The organism is Brevibacterium sp. K11IcPPYGO002 (genome assembly GCF_050920635.1).
GTDB lineage: Bacteria > Actinomycetota > Actinomycetes > Actinomycetales > Brevibacteriaceae > Brevibacterium.
In genome coordinates this window covers 3,341,864-3,356,041 of sequence record NZ_CP131929.1, presented here as the reverse complement: position 1 = coordinate 3,356,041, position 14,178 = coordinate 3,341,864, and the positions used below count along the sequence as shown (strand labels likewise).

The following is a 14,178-nucleotide window of genomic DNA, read 5'->3' as shown; positions in this document are numbered from 1 at the left end:
TCATAGATAGATGGAGTTGCAGCAGCTGCGCTATGTTCTCGCCGTCGCCGAGGAGCGGAATTTCACCCGAGCGGCCCAGAAGAGCCATGTCGTCCAATCGGCGCTCAGCCATCAGGTCAAGGCGCTCGAGCGCGAGCTCGGAGTCCGACTCTTCGCCCGGACCAGTCGACGCGTCGAACTCACCGAGGCCGGGCACGCCTTCGTCGCCGGCGCCCGGGCGACCCTCGACGCCGCGGATCGGGCTGTCACCGAGGCGGTCGCCGCGACCGGTCAGATGCGCGGGAGTCTGGCGGTCGGGGCGATCCCGACGGTGACCCGACTCGACCTCACGGGGGTTCTCGGCCGGTTCCACCGGACGTATCCGCAGGTGAGCATCGGCATGAGCGTGGGCGGCAGTCTCGACTTCATCGAAAGGATCCGGGCGGGGACTCTCGATGCTGCAGTCCTCGGCCTGCCCGAAGATGTGGAGCCGAAGGGCGTGGCGAGCACCGTTATCGCACAGGAGTGGCTCGTGGCTGTGCTCGGCCCGGGCCATCGGTTCGCCGGGCGCAAGCGTCTGCGTTTGGCCGACCTTGCCGATGAGGCGTTCGTCGACTTCCCCGCGGACAGCCCCGGCCGTTCACAGTCCGATCGGGCCTTCGCCGAGGCGGGACTGACCCGAATGGTCGCGTTCGAATCGATGCTCGTGGACATGATGCTCGACCTCATTGCCCAGGGGCTCGGCATCGCATTGCTTGCCCCGGCGGTGGTGCCGGAAGGGCGAGGACTTGTCACCGCCCCCGTGACCGACGGGCCGAAACGCGTCGAATACCTCGCCTGGAGCGAGTTCAATCCGAGTCCGGCCGCGACGGCGTTCGTCGAGGAGGCTCTGGAGAGTCTGAGGACAGTCGGCGCATCGCGTAGCCGCTCCGTATAGGTGGGACCTCACTCAGGTATCTGCGCCAGTTCGCTCAACGCCGAGCGCACTCGAGTGGCGAACTGCTGGCAACCTGCTCTCAACAGCGCCTCATCGAGCTGTCGATACCTTGGCCTTGATTTCCAGTATTCATACTGACTTCGAGTGATCGGGAGAAGGCGGTCCGGAGACGAATCGACTACGAGGAGGAAGAAGTCGTCAGGCGAGACCACGTCGTAGGGCTGCGCGTCTGGAGTCGTAGTGATATCTGACGGGTCGTCTGCTGAAACGATGAAGTCCGAGCCTGCGGCGAGTGCTGCAGCGTGAACGTGATAGTCCTTGGGGTCTTGTCCGGAGAATTCGCCGCTGCCCGGAAAGTCCTGAATGACCTCGTCGACACATCGCTTCATGAGCTCCAGGCGATGTCGTGTGACATGGCCGGGAGCCGTCGGGTCCTTCTCCCTCATGTTCGAAAGGACCTCGGCGAATACGTCTTCGGTTGAATGCAATTGAAACATGCCTTCGTTGGCTTGCCTCAGGTGAAACATCCAGTCCAAAAGTGTCCGACTGAAGAAGATGTTCGCATCGACAAAGACCCGCTGCGGCATGTCAGCGTCGGGCGTCTCGGCATTGCTGGTGAAGGGGTCGGGCTGAATTGCGAGCTGAATCAGCCATCAATGAACTGTTCATGCTCCTCATCCACTTGCCGTAGGGATTCGAAGGCATCGCGACGAGATTCCGCGTTGCTTCGTATCAAGTCCAGTACTTCGTCTCGGTGGAAGCGTGTGTGACTCCCTCGCTTGTATGAACTTATCCGGCCTTGCGCAGTCCACTTCATCAAGGTGGGCCGGGAGACACTGAGCAAATCTGCTGCAATGGTGGAGGTGAGTTCGGCCGGAAGCTGCCCTATTGAGACAGCTCCGTGTTTGGCGATCCCCTGCAGTGCATGCAGCAGTGCTTCTTGGATGCCTGACGGGAGTTCGGTGGTTCTTCCGTCGCTGTGTCGCATAGCGAGAGAGGCGTCGTTCGGCACGTCAAAATTGCGAGCCTCTTCGACGGTTTCCTCGCTGATGTTGATGCGTTCGGATGACGCTGCAGCGGTCATGGCCTCCCCCATATTTTGCTGATCAGACCTTGGCTCCAAGAGTTGTTTCACTTATAAGTGTAACCCGGTGGATTGGTTGGCGCTAGGAGAGGTTTGAAGTCTCAGCCGAAGCCGCACGGTCGACGTCCTCACCATCGCCGTCGACAATAGGGGCCAGGCGAACGCGCTCGCCCTCCTGCGCGACACCGCCCAGGCTGGCCGTGCAGCCATCGCCCAGCAGAAACGACCGCTGCGGACGTGGAAGAACTCCTTCGAAACCGAGGTGATCGCCGACAGCAAGAAGGAATTCGCGCTTTCATGCTCCGCAAAGGCCGAGAGGCAGTAGCCTGAGTACTTAACGAACGATTGAGGAGGATGCGTGACAGACAACGAGGTCACACCACTGCCTGAGGCCTTCTACCTTCCTCGCGGTGAGAACGAATTCGACTCGACCCGGGCCACGACGAGCCCCTGGGACGAACGCATGCAGCACGGCGGGCCGCCCGCAGCGCTGCTCGCCCGCGCAGTCGAACGAGTCCGTGAGGACGAAGCGATGAGCATCGGCCGGTTGACGATCGACATGCTCGGCCCCATCCCGCAGGGCCGCATCCGCACCGAGGCGACGATCGTGAGACCCGGAAAGCGCATCGAACTCGTCGAGGCCAAACTCTGGGCCGAGGATCGTCTGGCCGTCACCGCAACCGCGTGGCGGATGCGCTCGACACCCGAATCCAGTGCCGAGGTGGCCTCGGCCTTCGACACCTCCTCGGTGCCGGAACCGCAGGAGCAGAAGTACTTCCCGGGCATCAGCCGCGACTGGGGCTACGGTCGCGCCATCGAATGGCGCTTCGTCTCCGGCGGCCTCCAAGAACTCGGGGCGGCCGATGTCTGGGTGCGCCCGCGCATCCCGTTCGTCGCGGGGGAAGACACAAGCCCGATTCAACGTTTCGTCATCGTGGCAGACTCGGCCAACGGCGTCTCTGCAGCTCTGCCGTACGGGGAGTGGACGTTCATCCCACCGTCGCTGTCACTCACCTTCGCGCGGGAACCGCGATCCGAGTGGCTGAACATGAACGTCCGCACCCATGTCGGCCCCGATGGTCGCGGTGTCGCCAATGGCGACCTGGCTGACGAGATCGGCTACGTCGGCGCCGTGACCCAGCCGCTGCTCATCGCCCGACTCTGAAACGCTGAGGGCATGGAGTTCCTCGGGCTGGTTCTCATCGGCTGCTTCGTCGGCCTGACCACCGTGCTCTTCGGGTTCGGCGGCGGCTTCGTCACGGTCCCGATCATCACCCTGGTCGATGCGGACCTCGGACAGGACACGGCACGGGTGGCGGCGGCCACCTCGGCGCTGGTGATGCTCGTCAACGCGATCGTCGCGACGGTGTCGACGAAACGTTCCACGCTCGCCCACCTGACGGGGCGGTGGTGGCTGCTCGGGCTGCTCATCGGCGGACTGCCGATCATCGTGTTCCTGCGCCGCCGGGTGCCGAAGATCCCCGAAATCCTCCATGCCTGGGGTTATTTCGTGCTGCTCGTAGCGGCCCGAGTCGTCGTCGCAGTGGCGTGATGGGCGGGCGCCGACCGCGCACGCTAGCGTCGACCGTTCACCTCAGCTACGTTCGTGCTCACCGACCGCTCACCTTAGCGTCGACCGCTCGCCGTATAGTTTGTGCGCTCGACGCTAAGGTGAGCGGTCGGCGAGGGGTATGCCAGAGAATATGCTCAGTTGTCCCAGCGGCGCCTGCGCAGGACGGGCGGCAGGCCGAAGTAGATCGGCGGACGGACCGATGCAGTCAGCGGTAACGGCATTGCTGCAGAGTTTTTGTCCGCGTCCATTTTGACTCCCAGTTCATGCTCTGCGCCCGCGGTGTCATCTTCATCGCCTCCGCTCGCGCCCAGCGCCCACGCGCTTTCCCAGCTGATGAGCTCGCCGGCGTGGCAGACGGGGTCGCCTCCGCTCGACGGCGGCTCGGCCCACATCCACAGGTTGATCCCGTACTCCATGAGGACCAGCTTGTTGCCGGCCTCCCGTGACGAATTGTCCTTGACCAGAGCCGCCCGCAGTGTCGCCGAGGCGTTCTCGAGATCCGTCCACCCGTCCTGCCGATGCGGCAGGAACACCCACGTCCCCGCGGGGACGCGATCGGGCACAAGATCCTCGAGCCTGACGATCTCAACCGAGTCCCCGCAGGCATCGAGCATCTCCTCGAAGCACGCACGGGCCACCTCGGGGGAGGGTGCGGTGATGAGCAGTCGGGTCGCCTCGGAGCGCACCTCATCCAGCGAGAGGTGGGTGAACGGATTCGCGCGCATCGAACCGAGCACCTGCGTCCAGTGCCCCGGCACCGTCCCGTCTGCCAGGAACCCGCTGGTGCGCGGGCGCTCCTCATCATGTCGCATCGAAAATCCTCCTCGCCGAGGCTGCTCACCGTTCCCTCCCATCATGCACCCACCCGTCGGTCGGACTGCCGCGTACCTAACAAAACGGACACGTTCCTGCCGACCGTATGTCATCGCCGCACCGCCGGCTCTACACTGATCGGAGTGGATCGAGCAGCGGCTTCGCCGGCTCGGTCCACGACCACGTTTGAACGATCTCGCCGAGCCGGCGAACCTGCACGCACGAAAGCCCACGCACTTGCTCTCTTCCTCACGCCGTACACTTGCGGCACTCGCAGCAGTCCTTTCCCTCGGCCTCCTCTCCGGATGCGCCGAGGATACCCAGCCGACCGTCGACACCGCCTCATCGAGCACGGCCGACCCGAAACCGACCCGTGACGCCTCGACGTCATCCGCCGAAGCACCTGCACCGGCATCATCCGACAGCGACGGTGCCAGCGACGACGGCGAAGGCAGGGGAGGTGAGGGCCACGCGGGCAGCGCAGCGACGGGGACCGCCTCGGCGATGTTGGACGAACTCGCGGTCAAGGGCCGGGCACCGAAGACCGGCTACGACGGTGACCTGTTCAAATGGCGGTCGGACACCGATCACAACGGCTGCGACACCCGTAACGACGTGCTCCGCCGCGACCTCACGCACATCACCCTCAAAGCCGGAACTCACGGATGCATCGTGCTGGCCGGGACTCTGGCCGACCCGTATCAGGGCGAGACCTACGACTTCGACCGCAGCGCGAACGCCGTCGACATCGACCACGTCGTCGCCCGATCGAACGCCTGGCAGACCGGGGCTTTCAAGTTCAACGAGGAGACGCTGAAGGAGTTCGGCAACGACCCGCTCAACCTGCTCGCCGTGAGCTCGAGCCTCAACCGGCAGAAAGGCGACGGCGACGCCGCGACCTGGCTGCCGCCGCACAAGTCCTACCGCTGCGACTATGTCGCCAGGCAGATCGCCGTGAAGCACAAATACGCGCTGTGGGTGGTCCCAGCGGAAAAGGCCGCCATGGAACGCGTCCTCGACAAGTGCGACGACCAACCCGCCTTCACCGAGGATGCCGACTGGCCCGGCCCCGGCGACGGTGACAACGTCACCACGAAGGAAGAGACCCGGCCGGCAGGTCAGAAGTCCTCGAGCTCGGGTTCGTCGAGTTCATCGAGCTCGGGATCGTCGTCGAACGGTTCATCAGGCAGTTCGTCGAGCGGATCATCCAGCGGCTCATCGAACTCGTCGTCCTACTTCGAGAACTGCACGGCCGCCCGCGAAGCCGGTGCCGCACCCGTTCGCCGAGGCGACCCCGGCTACGGGTCCCACCTCGACCGCGACGGCGATGGAATCGGCTGCGAATAGCAACGACATCGCCCTTGTCGGGCTGTGGAAATCACCCGTTCAACGCTCAGACACGGAGTCCGAAGCACGAAGATGGGGAACGTGCATGCTCACGGCCGGCCGCCTCGGCGGGGGCGGTGTGCACGCGGTCACACTCGCTCGGTAGTCTGAAGTCGAACACCGTCGCAGCTGTTCCTGCCGACGGCTGCCACGATCATTGACGATGAGGAGACCTGCCATGTCCGGACTCGATACCGCCCTGACTCCGCTGCGCTTCCTCGAGCGTTCGCTCGAGGCTCACCCGGATCGGGAGGCGATCGTCGACGGGCCCCGCCGCTTCACCTACCGGCAGATGGCCGAGACCGTCCAGAACCTCGCCGAAGGACTCGTCCGCCGTGGACTGCAGCCCGGGGACACGGTCGCCGTGCTCGCCCCCAACAGCGCCGAGGCGCTCATCGCCCACTACGCGGTCCCGCTGGCAGGCGGCGTGCTCGTCATGCTCAACACCCGACTGGCTCCGCCCGAGGTCGAGTACATCCTCGGCCACAGCGAGGCGAAATTCCTCTTCGGCGATGCCGGACTCCTCCAGCCGGTCATCGATGCCGGGGCTGCGAACGCCGTCGATACGATCGTCGTCCACCCCGACGAAGACGGCACCCCAGGTGAGGTGGCCGCCGCGGATCTGCGCGTGGAAGCGTATGCCGACTGGACCGCCTCGGCGCCGGAATCACCCCGCGCTTATGAAGTCGAAGACGAGACCGCGACGATCACCGTCAACTACACCTCGGGCACGACGGGTCGGCCGAAGGGCGTCATGTACACCCATCGCGGGGCGTACCTGAACTCGCTCGGCGAGGTCGTCACGCAGGACTTCGCGGCGCTGACGAAGTACCTGTGGACGCTGCCGATGTTCCACTGCAACGGCTGGTGCACGACCTGGGCGCTGACCGCGGTGTCGGGCACGCACGTGTGCATCCGAGCCGTGCGCGGGCCCGAGGCCTGGCGGCTCATCGACGAAGAGAAGGTCACGCGGATGGCCGGTGCTCCCGTCGTGCTCAACACGATCGCCGGGGCCGAGGAAGCCCACGACCTGGGTGGATCGCTGTCGATCACCACGGCCGGCGCCCCGCCGTCGCCGACGACGATCGCCCTCCTCGAAGGCCTCGGCATCGAGGTCATCCACGTCTACGGACTCACCGAATCCTACGGCCCGTACTCCTCATGCGAACCGCAGCCCGAATGGACCGGTCTGCCGGTCGAGGAGCGCGCGAAGCTGAAGTCCCGACAGGGGATCGGCATGATCAGCGCCGAGCGCATGCGCGTGGTCGAGCTGCGCGACGACGATGTCCTCACCGACGTGCCCCGCGACGGGGTGACGATGGGCGAAATCGTCATGCGCGGCAACAACGTCATGAAGGGCTACCTGAACGCGCCCGAAGCCACCGCCGAGGCGTTCCGCGGCGGCTGGTTCCACACCGGCGACCTCGCCGTCATGCACGAGGACGGATACGTCCAGATCCTCGACCGCGCCAAGGACATCGTCATCTCCGGCGGAGAGAACATCTCCACCATCGAAGTCGAGCAGGCCCTCGTCGCCCACGAATCCGTCGCCGAGGCGGCCGTGGTCGGAATGCCCGACGAGAAGTGGGGACAGCGACCCTTGGCCTATGTCGTGCTCGGGCCCGGCACCGAGGCGACCGAAGCCGACCTCATCGCCTTCGTCAAGACCCGCATCGCCTCCTACAAGGCACCGGCCGGCATCGAATTCGTCGACGAGCTGCCGACGACGTCGACCGGCAAGATCCGCAAGAACGCCCTGCGGGAGATGGCCGGGAGCTGAGCGGCCGGCTCGCCGGTCGACTGCGCCGCTATCCGATGAGTCTCAGGCACTCGGTGATGATGTCCGAGAGTCGTCTCGTGTTCTTCTCGACCTCGGAGCCGGCGGGACTGTGCGGGGTGGCCAGCAGGAGCGAGCGGGAGAACGCGGGATCCTCGATGGGCAGCAGAGCGACGCCCGGATGGTGGCCCATCGAGGCGAGCAGCGGGACGAGGCCGATGACCATCTCCGCGGCGATCATGCCGAGCATCACCGCATAGTCGTCGGTGCGGAACTCGACCTCCAGCTGATGCCCTGCAGCCCTGAAGGTGTCGACGACGATGGTGTCGATCGGGTCGCCGCGCGTCGATCCGAGCAGCCAGTTCTCGTCCTGCAGTCCGACCAGCGTCTCCACATCGATCGACTCCCGCTGCGCCAAGGGGTGGGAGACCGGCAGGGCCAAGTGCAGCGGTTCCCGGAAGACCTCGGTCGTGCTCACCGCCGGGGTGAAGGGCAGCTCGTAGCCGGGTACCGAATAGAGCAGCACCGCGTCGTACTCATGCTGATTGACATGGGCGACGAGCTGGTGGATCTCCTCGAGGGTGCTGTCGATGTGCAGTCCGGCGTGCTTCGACTTCTTGACGATCGAGGGCAGCAGCGCCGAGGCGGCGGTGGGGAAGGTGCCGAACTTCATCCGCGTCAGGCCGGACTGTCCATGGGCACGCACATCGTGCAGGGCCCGCTGTGACAGCGTGAGGATCCTCTGCGCCCGATCAAGCATGATCTCCCCGGCCGCCGTCAGCGTCGTGCCCCGAGTCGAGCGGGCGACCAGGGCGGTGCCGCAGAGCCGATCGAGGTTGCGCAGATGGTAGTCGACCGAAGGCTGGCTCCAGCCCAGCTGCTTGGCCGCACGCGCCACCGACCCTGCTTGGGCCACTGCGGTCAGGGCCTGCATCTGACGAAGATCGAGCATTCCCCGATCCTAAGCCGTTCACACCCGTCGCGCCATACGGTGTATGGAGCGAACCAGGGATCTGGGGGATTCCTCCCGCCGATCCGATGCGCAACGATAGCCCTATGTTGGAATCGCTCACGCAGACACCAGGCTCGCAGCATCGCCTCGGTCGCCGACACCGTCTCGACCAGGATCAGGCGCCGTACGCGCAGGCCCTGAGCGCACTGGCCTCCCGCGACCCGATCAAACTCATGGTCCCCGGACACGGCGGCACCGAGGCCGGCAACAGCGGGCTCCTCGCCGACTTCATCGGCGACCGCGCCGTCCGCCTCGACGTGCCCATGCTGCTCGAAGGCATCGACCTCGAGGACGATTCCCCGTTCGCCGACTCGCTGGCCCTGGCCGCCGACGCCTGGGGAGCCCGCCGCACCTGGTTCCTCACCAACGGCGCCTCCCAAGCCAATCGCACCGTCGCGCTCGCCGTCGCCGGGCTCGGAGACCATGTCATCGCTCAGCGCAGCGCCCACTCGAGCTTCAGCGACGGCATCGTCCTCGCCGGCCTCCATCCCAGCTACGTCTCGCCCTCGGTCGATTCCGCCAATGGGATCGCCCACGGTGTCTCAGTCGCCTCCCTCGAGGCGGCACTGCGGCTGGCCGAAGACGAAGGCCGTCCCGCCTCGGCGGTCTACATCGTGTCCCCGAGCTACTTCGGTTCCGTCGCCGACGTTCGCGGTCTCGCCGACGTCGCCCACGCCCACGGGGCACCGCTCATCGTCGACGGAGCCTGGGGCCCGCACTTTGGATTCCACCCGAGCCTGCCCGAGTCTCCGACCCGCCTCGGCGCCGACCTCGTCATCTCGAGCACCCACAAGCTCGCCGGGTCGCTCACCCAGTCGGCGATGCTCCACCTCGGTGAGGGCCCTTTCGCCGAGGTGCTCGACCCCCTCATCTGCCGGGCGATGACGATGACGGCCTCGACGTCGTCCTCGGCGCTGCTCATGGGATCGCTCGATGTCGCCCGCCGTACTCTGGCCACCGGTGAGGACGGGATCGGCCAATCGATCGACACCGCGCTGCACCTGCGCGAACTGGTGCGCACCGATGACCGCTTCGCCGACGTCAGCACCGGTTTCGGCAACTTCCCCGACATCGCCGACACCGATCTGCTCCGGGTGCCCATCGACGTCTCGGCGACCGGCATCAGCGCCCACTGGATCCGCGACCGGCTCATGTCCGGCCACGATGTGTTCTTCGAGATGTCGACCGACACCACGCTGGTCGCCGTCATCGGCGCAGGAAAGACACCCGATGTCGACGCCGTCTTCGCCGCCCTCGGTGAAGTCGTCGATTCGCCGGCGGGCCGGGCCGAGGCTGCCAGCGGTGGTGTGCGGACGGACTTCCCGGAGCTGCCCGCACCCGGGCGGATGCGGGTACGACCCCGGGACGGGTACTTCGCGTCCACCGAGATCGTCTCCGCCGCCGAGGCGGTGGGCCGGATCTCCGCGGACTCGCTGGCCGCCTACCCTCCCGGTGTTCCCAATGTCATGCCCGGGGAGGAGATCACCGCCGAGGTGGTCGACTTCCTCACCGCGGTCGCGGCATCCCCGTCCGGATTCGTCCGTGGCGCCGTGACCTCGGCTGTCGATTGCTACCGAGTCCTCGCAGACTGACCCGAGCCCCTCCCACCCGACCACACGACCACACGACAACGATGTCTGGAGAAGTCATGCCCACGCTGCGCCAACAGCTCTTCCGAGTGAAGCCCATCCCCACCTACAGTGAGACCGCCGAGAGTGGGCTGAAGAGAAGCATCGGTCTGGTGCCGCTGACGATGATCGGCGTCGGCGGAACCATCGGCACCGGCATCTTCTTCATCCTCTCCGAGGCGGTTCCGATCGCCGGGCCGGCCGTCATCGTCTCCTTCATCATCGCCGGAGTCGTCGCGGGCCTCTCCGCCCTCTGCTATGCCGAGCTTGCCGGCAGCGTGCCGGTCTCCGGCTCCTCCTATTCCTATGCCTACAGCACCCTCGGCGAGCTGCCGGCGATGGGCGTCGCCGCCTGCCTCCTGCTCGAATACGGCGTCTCGACGGCGGCAGTGGCCGTGGGATGGTCGCAGTACGTCAATCAGCTGATGTTCAATCTCTTCGGCTTCCACCTGCCCGAAGCTCTGTCGTATGCGCCCGAGGAGGGAGGCATCGTCAATCTGCCGGCGGTCGTGCTCATCATCCTGTGTGCGCTGCTGCTCATCCGCGGAGCCTCTCAGTCGGCGATCACCAATACCGTCATGGTCATCATCAAGGTCGGAGTGCTCGTGTTCTTTGCCGCCGTCGCCTTCACTGGGTGGAACGCTGACCACTTCGCCGACTTCGCCCCCTTCGGCTTCGCCGGAGTGATGACCGGTGCCGGGATCATCTTCTTCTCTTTCGTCGGACTCGACGCCGTCGCTACGGCCGGCGACGAGGCGAAGAACCCCCACCGCAATCTGCCCATCGCCATCATCTCCGCGCTCGTCATCGTCGCCTCGGTCTACGTCCTCGTGGCGCTGGCCGGCATCGGGGCACAGCGGGCAGAGGACTTCGACGGGCAGTCGGCCGGTCTGTCCGCGATCCTCGAAGACATCGTCGGTGCTCAATGGCCGGGCACCGTGGTCGCCATCGGCGCGGTCATCTCGATCTTCAGCGTCACCCTCGTCGTCCTCTACGGACAGACCCGCATCCTCTTCGCCATGTCCAAGGACGGCATGGCCCCGAAGGTTTTCCAACAGGTCAACCCGCGGACGATGACCCCGGTGCGCAACACCCTCATCGTCTCGGCCGCGGTCGCCGTCCTCGCGGGCGTCCTGCCCATCAACTTCCTCGCCGAGATGACCTCGATCGGCACGCTCGCCGCGTTCCTCGTGGTGTCCATCGCCGTGATCGTCCTCCGCTGCCGAGAGCCGAACCTCGAACGCAGCTTCAAGGTCCCCTTCTACCCGGTTATACCGATCCTGTCGATCATCGGTTGCCTGTGGATCATCAAGGACCTGCGCCTCGTGACCATCATCGTCTTCCTCGTCTGGACGGCCGTGGTCCTCATCTGGTACTTCTTCACCGGTCGCAGGAACTCGGTGCTCGGGCGCGAACTCGCCGCGAATACGGAGGCAAACCGATGAGCATCGTCGTCGGCGTCGTCCCCGGCAGGGACCCCCGCCCACCCGTCCGCCTCGGCGCGCTCCTGGCCCGGTCCTACGGACATTCGCTTGTGCTGGCCTCCATCCTCTCCAGCCCGTGGGGGACGGGTGTGCGCGTCGACGCCGAGTACAGGAGATTCCGCGCAGACGAGGCCGAACGATGCCTGCAGGCTGCAGCCGAGGCGGTTCCCGCCGATCTCGCGGTCGAACGTGTCACTCGTGAGGCCGGATCCCCGCGCAACGGTCTCCTGCAGGTGTGCCGCGAAGCGGATGCCTTCCGCCTCGTCCTCGGGTCGTCCGCGGACGCCCCGCCCGGACTGATCCGCCTCGGCGGTGTCCCCACCGGCCTCCTCCACAGTGCGCCGCTGCCGGTGGCTGTGGCCCCGCAGGGCTTCGACACCGCCGATGACGCCCGCGTCAGCCGCATCAGTGCGGCGTTCAACGGCACCGAAACGTCGGCTGGACTCGTCATCGGTGCGGCCGCCGTCGCCGCGCTCGCCGACTGCCCCCTGCGCATCGTCGCCTTCACACCCCGCCAGGGCAGGGTCACGACGGGTCTCGAAGCGGGGGTCGGTGCCGATGTCGAGGACGCCGTCGTCGACGAGTGGGCGGCCGAGATCGATGAACGCACTCAGACGCTCGCCGGCGAGATCTCGAGGCTCGACCGTCGGCCCACTGCGGTCGAATCGGTCTTCGGGTCGGGTCGGAACTGGAGCGAGGCCGTGGGCCGTGTGCCCTGGGAGCTGGACGAGGTGCTCATGGTCGGCTCCCGCACCCTCGGGGCGCTCACCCGACTGTCGCTCGGCTCACGCGCAGCGAAGATCCTCAAGAACTCGCCGGTACCCGTCGTCCTCGTTCCCCACCGCGCGGGCGAGGACTATGCCGAAGCAGGCGAGACGACCCCGTGACGACAGGAGACAGAACCCGATGAACAACAACGACGTCCCGCAGGTCCCGACTCCCGACACGGCCCACACCGACAGGAAGGCCCCGACCGACAGCACGGCTGAGACCGCCGATACGGCTCCGACCGCCGACACGGCCCCGACCTCCGGGACGACATCGGCTGCCGCGAAGCCGGCCCCGGAAGGCACCCGCTTAGGAGAGCTGTGGTCGATCCTGCCCGAGGCGGCCGGGGTCGACTCCCACGGGGTGCTCGAGATCGGAGGCGTACCCGTCACCGACCTCGCCGCCCGGTACGGGACACCCCTGTACGTCTACGACGAAGCGGGTCTGCGCCGGCGGATCCGTGCATTCGTCGACGGGCTGGCGGCACGGTGGCCGAACTCGCAGGTCCTCTTCGCCTCGAAGTCCTTCCCTGCGGTGGGCATGTACCGACTGGCCCATGACGAAGGAGCGAGCATCGACGTCGCCGGAGGTGGGGAGCTGCGGATGGCGCTCGCCGCCGGAGTCCGTCCCGACCGGATCCACTTCCACGGCAATGCGAAGACCGATGCCGAACTGAGCATGGCGCTGCAGGCGGGGGTCGACACGATCATCGTCGACAACGAGGACGAGATCGATCGGCTCGAGCGCCTTCTCACCTCGTCCCAGAAGCTTCTGCTGCGGGTCATCCCCGGCGTCGAAGCGAAGACACATGCCTCGCAGGCCACCGGCGGACTCGATTCGAAGTTCGGTCTGCCCATGGACCAGGCGAGGGCGGCCATCGAGCGCATGCGCGCCCACCCGCTCATGGACTTCGAGGGTGTGCATCTGCACATCGGCTCGCAGATCCTCGACACCACACAGTTCGCCGAGGCGGTCGAGAAGATCTCCAGCGCCGGAACCTTCGCCACCTACGACGTCGGCGGCGGCCTCGGCGTGCGGTACACGTATGACGATGACGATCCCGGCATCGACGACTACCTCGACGCCATCGTCTCGGCCGCCCGCAGACATCTGCCGGCCGAAGCTCGCCTGCTCATCGAACCGGGCCGTTCGATCGTCGCTCGCGCCGGCGTCACTGTCTACGAGGTCACCACGGTCAAACGCACGGGACGAACGTTCGTCGCCGTCGACGGGGGACTGGCCGATCAGCTCGATGTCGCCCTGACCGGGCAGCGTTTCGAGGCGATCCTCGCCAATCGGGTCTGCGACCCCTGGACCGAGACCGCGCAGGTCGTCGGTCGGCAGTGCGAATCCGGCGACCTCCTCGTCGACCGAGCATCTCTGCCACCGGCTGAGGTCGGCGACACCCTCGTGCTGGCCACGACCGGGGCCTACGGATACACGATGGCGAACAACTACAACGGTGCGCTCAAACCGGCCGTGGTCTTCGTTGCGGAGGGCCGGTCCCGGCTGGTCGTGCGCCGCGAAACCTACGATGACTTACTCGCCCTGCACGAACCGGTGCCCGCGACCGCGTCGGCCGCGGAATCGGGAGCTGCGGACCCGGCGGCCGCGGGTGCGGGAGCTGCGGACGCGACAGACATGGGGTCGGGCGCGACGGCCCCGGCGGCTGCGGAACAGACGGAGTCGCTGCCCGGGGCGAGGTGACCCGGACGGTCTCAGGCGTGCCGACAGGAC

At 66.4% G+C, this 14,178-nt stretch carries 13 protein-coding genes; 9 read left to right on the top strand and 4 right to left on the bottom strand.

Annotation, left to right across the window (positions count from 1 at the left end; genetic code table 11):
• Window positions 1-10: 10 nt before the first annotated feature.
• Window positions 11-916: a LysR family transcriptional regulator gene (locus QYM46_RS15455; RefSeq protein ID WP_432789679.1), complete on the top strand. Its 906-nt coding sequence runs from the start codon at window positions 11-13 to the stop codon at window positions 914-916.
• 8 nt (window positions 917-924) lie between these two features.
• On the opposite strand, the gene QYM46_RS15450 is transcribed toward QYM46_RS15455, so the two are convergent.
• Window positions 925-1,503, bottom strand: a complete 579-nt coding sequence (locus tag QYM46_RS15450; RefSeq protein WP_432789678.1) for a PIN domain-containing protein — start codon at window positions 1,501-1,503, stop codon at window positions 925-927.
• A gap of 59 nt (window positions 1,504-1,562) precedes the next feature.
• Window positions 1,563-2,000 carry a helix-turn-helix domain-containing protein gene (locus QYM46_RS15445; protein WP_432789677.1) on the bottom strand — a complete coding sequence of 146 codons (438 nt, stop codon included), beginning with the start codon at window positions 1,998-2,000 and terminating at the stop codon, window positions 1,563-1,565.
• Between the two features lie 358 nt (window positions 2,001-2,358).
• On the opposite strand from QYM46_RS15445, the gene QYM46_RS15440 reads away from it, so the two are divergent.
• Both QYM46_RS15440 and QYM46_RS15435 read left to right on the top strand, forming a co-directional pair.
• Window positions 2,359-3,165 carry a thioesterase family protein gene (locus QYM46_RS15440; protein WP_432789676.1) on the top strand — a complete coding sequence of 269 codons (807 nt, stop codon included), beginning with the start codon at window positions 2,359-2,361 and terminating at the stop codon, window positions 3,163-3,165.
• A 12-nt stretch (window positions 3,166-3,177) separates the two neighbouring features.
• Window positions 3,178-3,552: a TSUP family transporter gene (locus QYM46_RS15435; protein ID WP_432789675.1), complete on the top strand. Its 375-nt coding sequence runs from the start codon at window positions 3,178-3,180 to the stop codon at window positions 3,550-3,552.
• Window positions 3,553-3,707: 155 nt separating this feature from the next.
• Here the strand turns inward: QYM46_RS15435 and QYM46_RS15430 are convergent, their stop codons facing one another.
• Window positions 3,708-4,385, bottom strand: coding sequence for a hypothetical protein (locus tag QYM46_RS15430; RefSeq protein WP_432789674.1), 678 nt, complete (start codon window positions 4,383-4,385; stop codon window positions 3,708-3,710).
• A gap of 238 nt (window positions 4,386-4,623) precedes the next feature.
• Here QYM46_RS15430 and QYM46_RS15425 point away from each other — a divergent pair, with 238 nt between their 5' ends.
• A complete protein-coding gene (locus QYM46_RS15425) occupies window positions 4,624-5,733 on the top strand; it encodes a GmrSD restriction endonuclease domain-containing protein (protein ID WP_432789673.1) in 1,110 nt (369 codons plus the stop codon).
• Window positions 5,734-5,950: 217 nt separating this feature from the next.
• Window positions 5,951-7,552 carry an AMP-binding protein gene (locus QYM46_RS15420; RefSeq protein ID WP_432789672.1) on the top strand — a complete coding sequence of 534 codons (1,602 nt, stop codon included), beginning with the start codon at window positions 5,951-5,953 and terminating at the stop codon, window positions 7,550-7,552.
• Window positions 7,553-7,580: 28 nt separating this feature from the next.
• On the opposite strand, the gene QYM46_RS15415 is transcribed toward QYM46_RS15420, so the two are convergent.
• Window positions 7,581-8,501: a LysR family transcriptional regulator gene (locus QYM46_RS15415; protein ID WP_432789671.1), complete on the bottom strand. Its 921-nt coding sequence runs from the start codon at window positions 8,499-8,501 to the stop codon at window positions 7,581-7,583.
• Window positions 8,502-8,605: 104 nt separating this feature from the next.
• Between QYM46_RS15415 and QYM46_RS15410 the strand changes: the two genes are divergently transcribed.
• The 4 genes from QYM46_RS15410 to lysA are packed head-to-tail and all read left to right on the top strand — an operon-like array spanning window position 8,606 to window position 14,148.
• Entirely contained in the window at window positions 8,606-10,153 is a 1,548-nt protein-coding gene (locus QYM46_RS15410) for an aminotransferase class I/II-fold pyridoxal phosphate-dependent enzyme (protein WP_432789670.1), read from the top strand.
• A gap of 56 nt (window positions 10,154-10,209) precedes the next feature.
• Complete coding sequence (locus QYM46_RS15405) at window positions 10,210-11,634, top strand: APC family permease (protein ID WP_432789669.1); 1,425 nt, start codon at window positions 10,210-10,212, stop codon at window positions 11,632-11,634.
• Window positions 11,631-12,560: a universal stress protein gene (locus tag QYM46_RS15400; protein ID WP_432789668.1), complete on the top strand. Its 930-nt coding sequence runs from the start codon at window positions 11,631-11,633 to the stop codon at window positions 12,558-12,560. The genes QYM46_RS15405 and QYM46_RS15400 overlap by 4 nt, the downstream gene beginning before the upstream one ends.
• A gap of 19 nt (window positions 12,561-12,579) precedes the next feature.
• Window positions 12,580-14,148, top strand: coding sequence for a diaminopimelate decarboxylase (gene lysA / locus QYM46_RS15395; protein WP_432789667.1), 1,569 nt, complete (start codon window positions 12,580-12,582; stop codon window positions 14,146-14,148).
• Window positions 14,149-14,178: the final 30 nt, after the last annotated feature.

Coding starts and splice junctions, on each gene's coding strand:
- QYM46_RS15415 (WP_432789671.1), bottom strand. CDS start 8,501: ATGCTCGATCTTCGTCAGATGCAGGCCCTGACCGCAGTGGCCCAAGCA.
- QYM46_RS15435 (WP_432789675.1), top strand. CDS start 3,178: ATGGAGTTCCTCGGGCTGGTTCTCATCGGCTGCTTCGTCGGCCTGACC.
- QYM46_RS15450 (WP_432789678.1), bottom strand. CDS start 1,503: ATGCCGCAGCGGGTCTTTGTCGATGCGAACATCTTCTTCAGTCGGACA.
- QYM46_RS15420 (WP_432789672.1), top strand. CDS start 5,951: ATGTCCGGACTCGATACCGCCCTGACTCCGCTGCGCTTCCTCGAGCGT.
- QYM46_RS15410 (WP_432789670.1), top strand. CDS start 8,606: ATGTTGGAATCGCTCACGCAGACACCAGGCTCGCAGCATCGCCTCGGT.
- QYM46_RS15400 (WP_432789668.1), top strand. CDS start 11,631: ATGAGCATCGTCGTCGGCGTCGTCCCCGGCAGGGACCCCCGCCCACCC.
- QYM46_RS15445 (WP_432789677.1), bottom strand. CDS start 2,000: ATGACCGCTGCAGCGTCATCCGAACGCATCAACATCAGCGAGGAAACC.
- QYM46_RS15405 (WP_432789669.1), top strand. CDS start 10,210: ATGCCCACGCTGCGCCAACAGCTCTTCCGAGTGAAGCCCATCCCCACC.
- lysA (WP_432789667.1), top strand. CDS start 12,580: ATGAACAACAACGACGTCCCGCAGGTCCCGACTCCCGACACGGCCCAC.
- QYM46_RS15430 (WP_432789674.1), bottom strand. CDS start 4,385: ATGCGACATGATGAGGAGCGCCCGCGCACCAGCGGGTTCCTGGCAGAC.
- QYM46_RS15455 (WP_432789679.1), top strand. CDS start 11: ATGGAGTTGCAGCAGCTGCGCTATGTTCTCGCCGTCGCCGAGGAGCGG.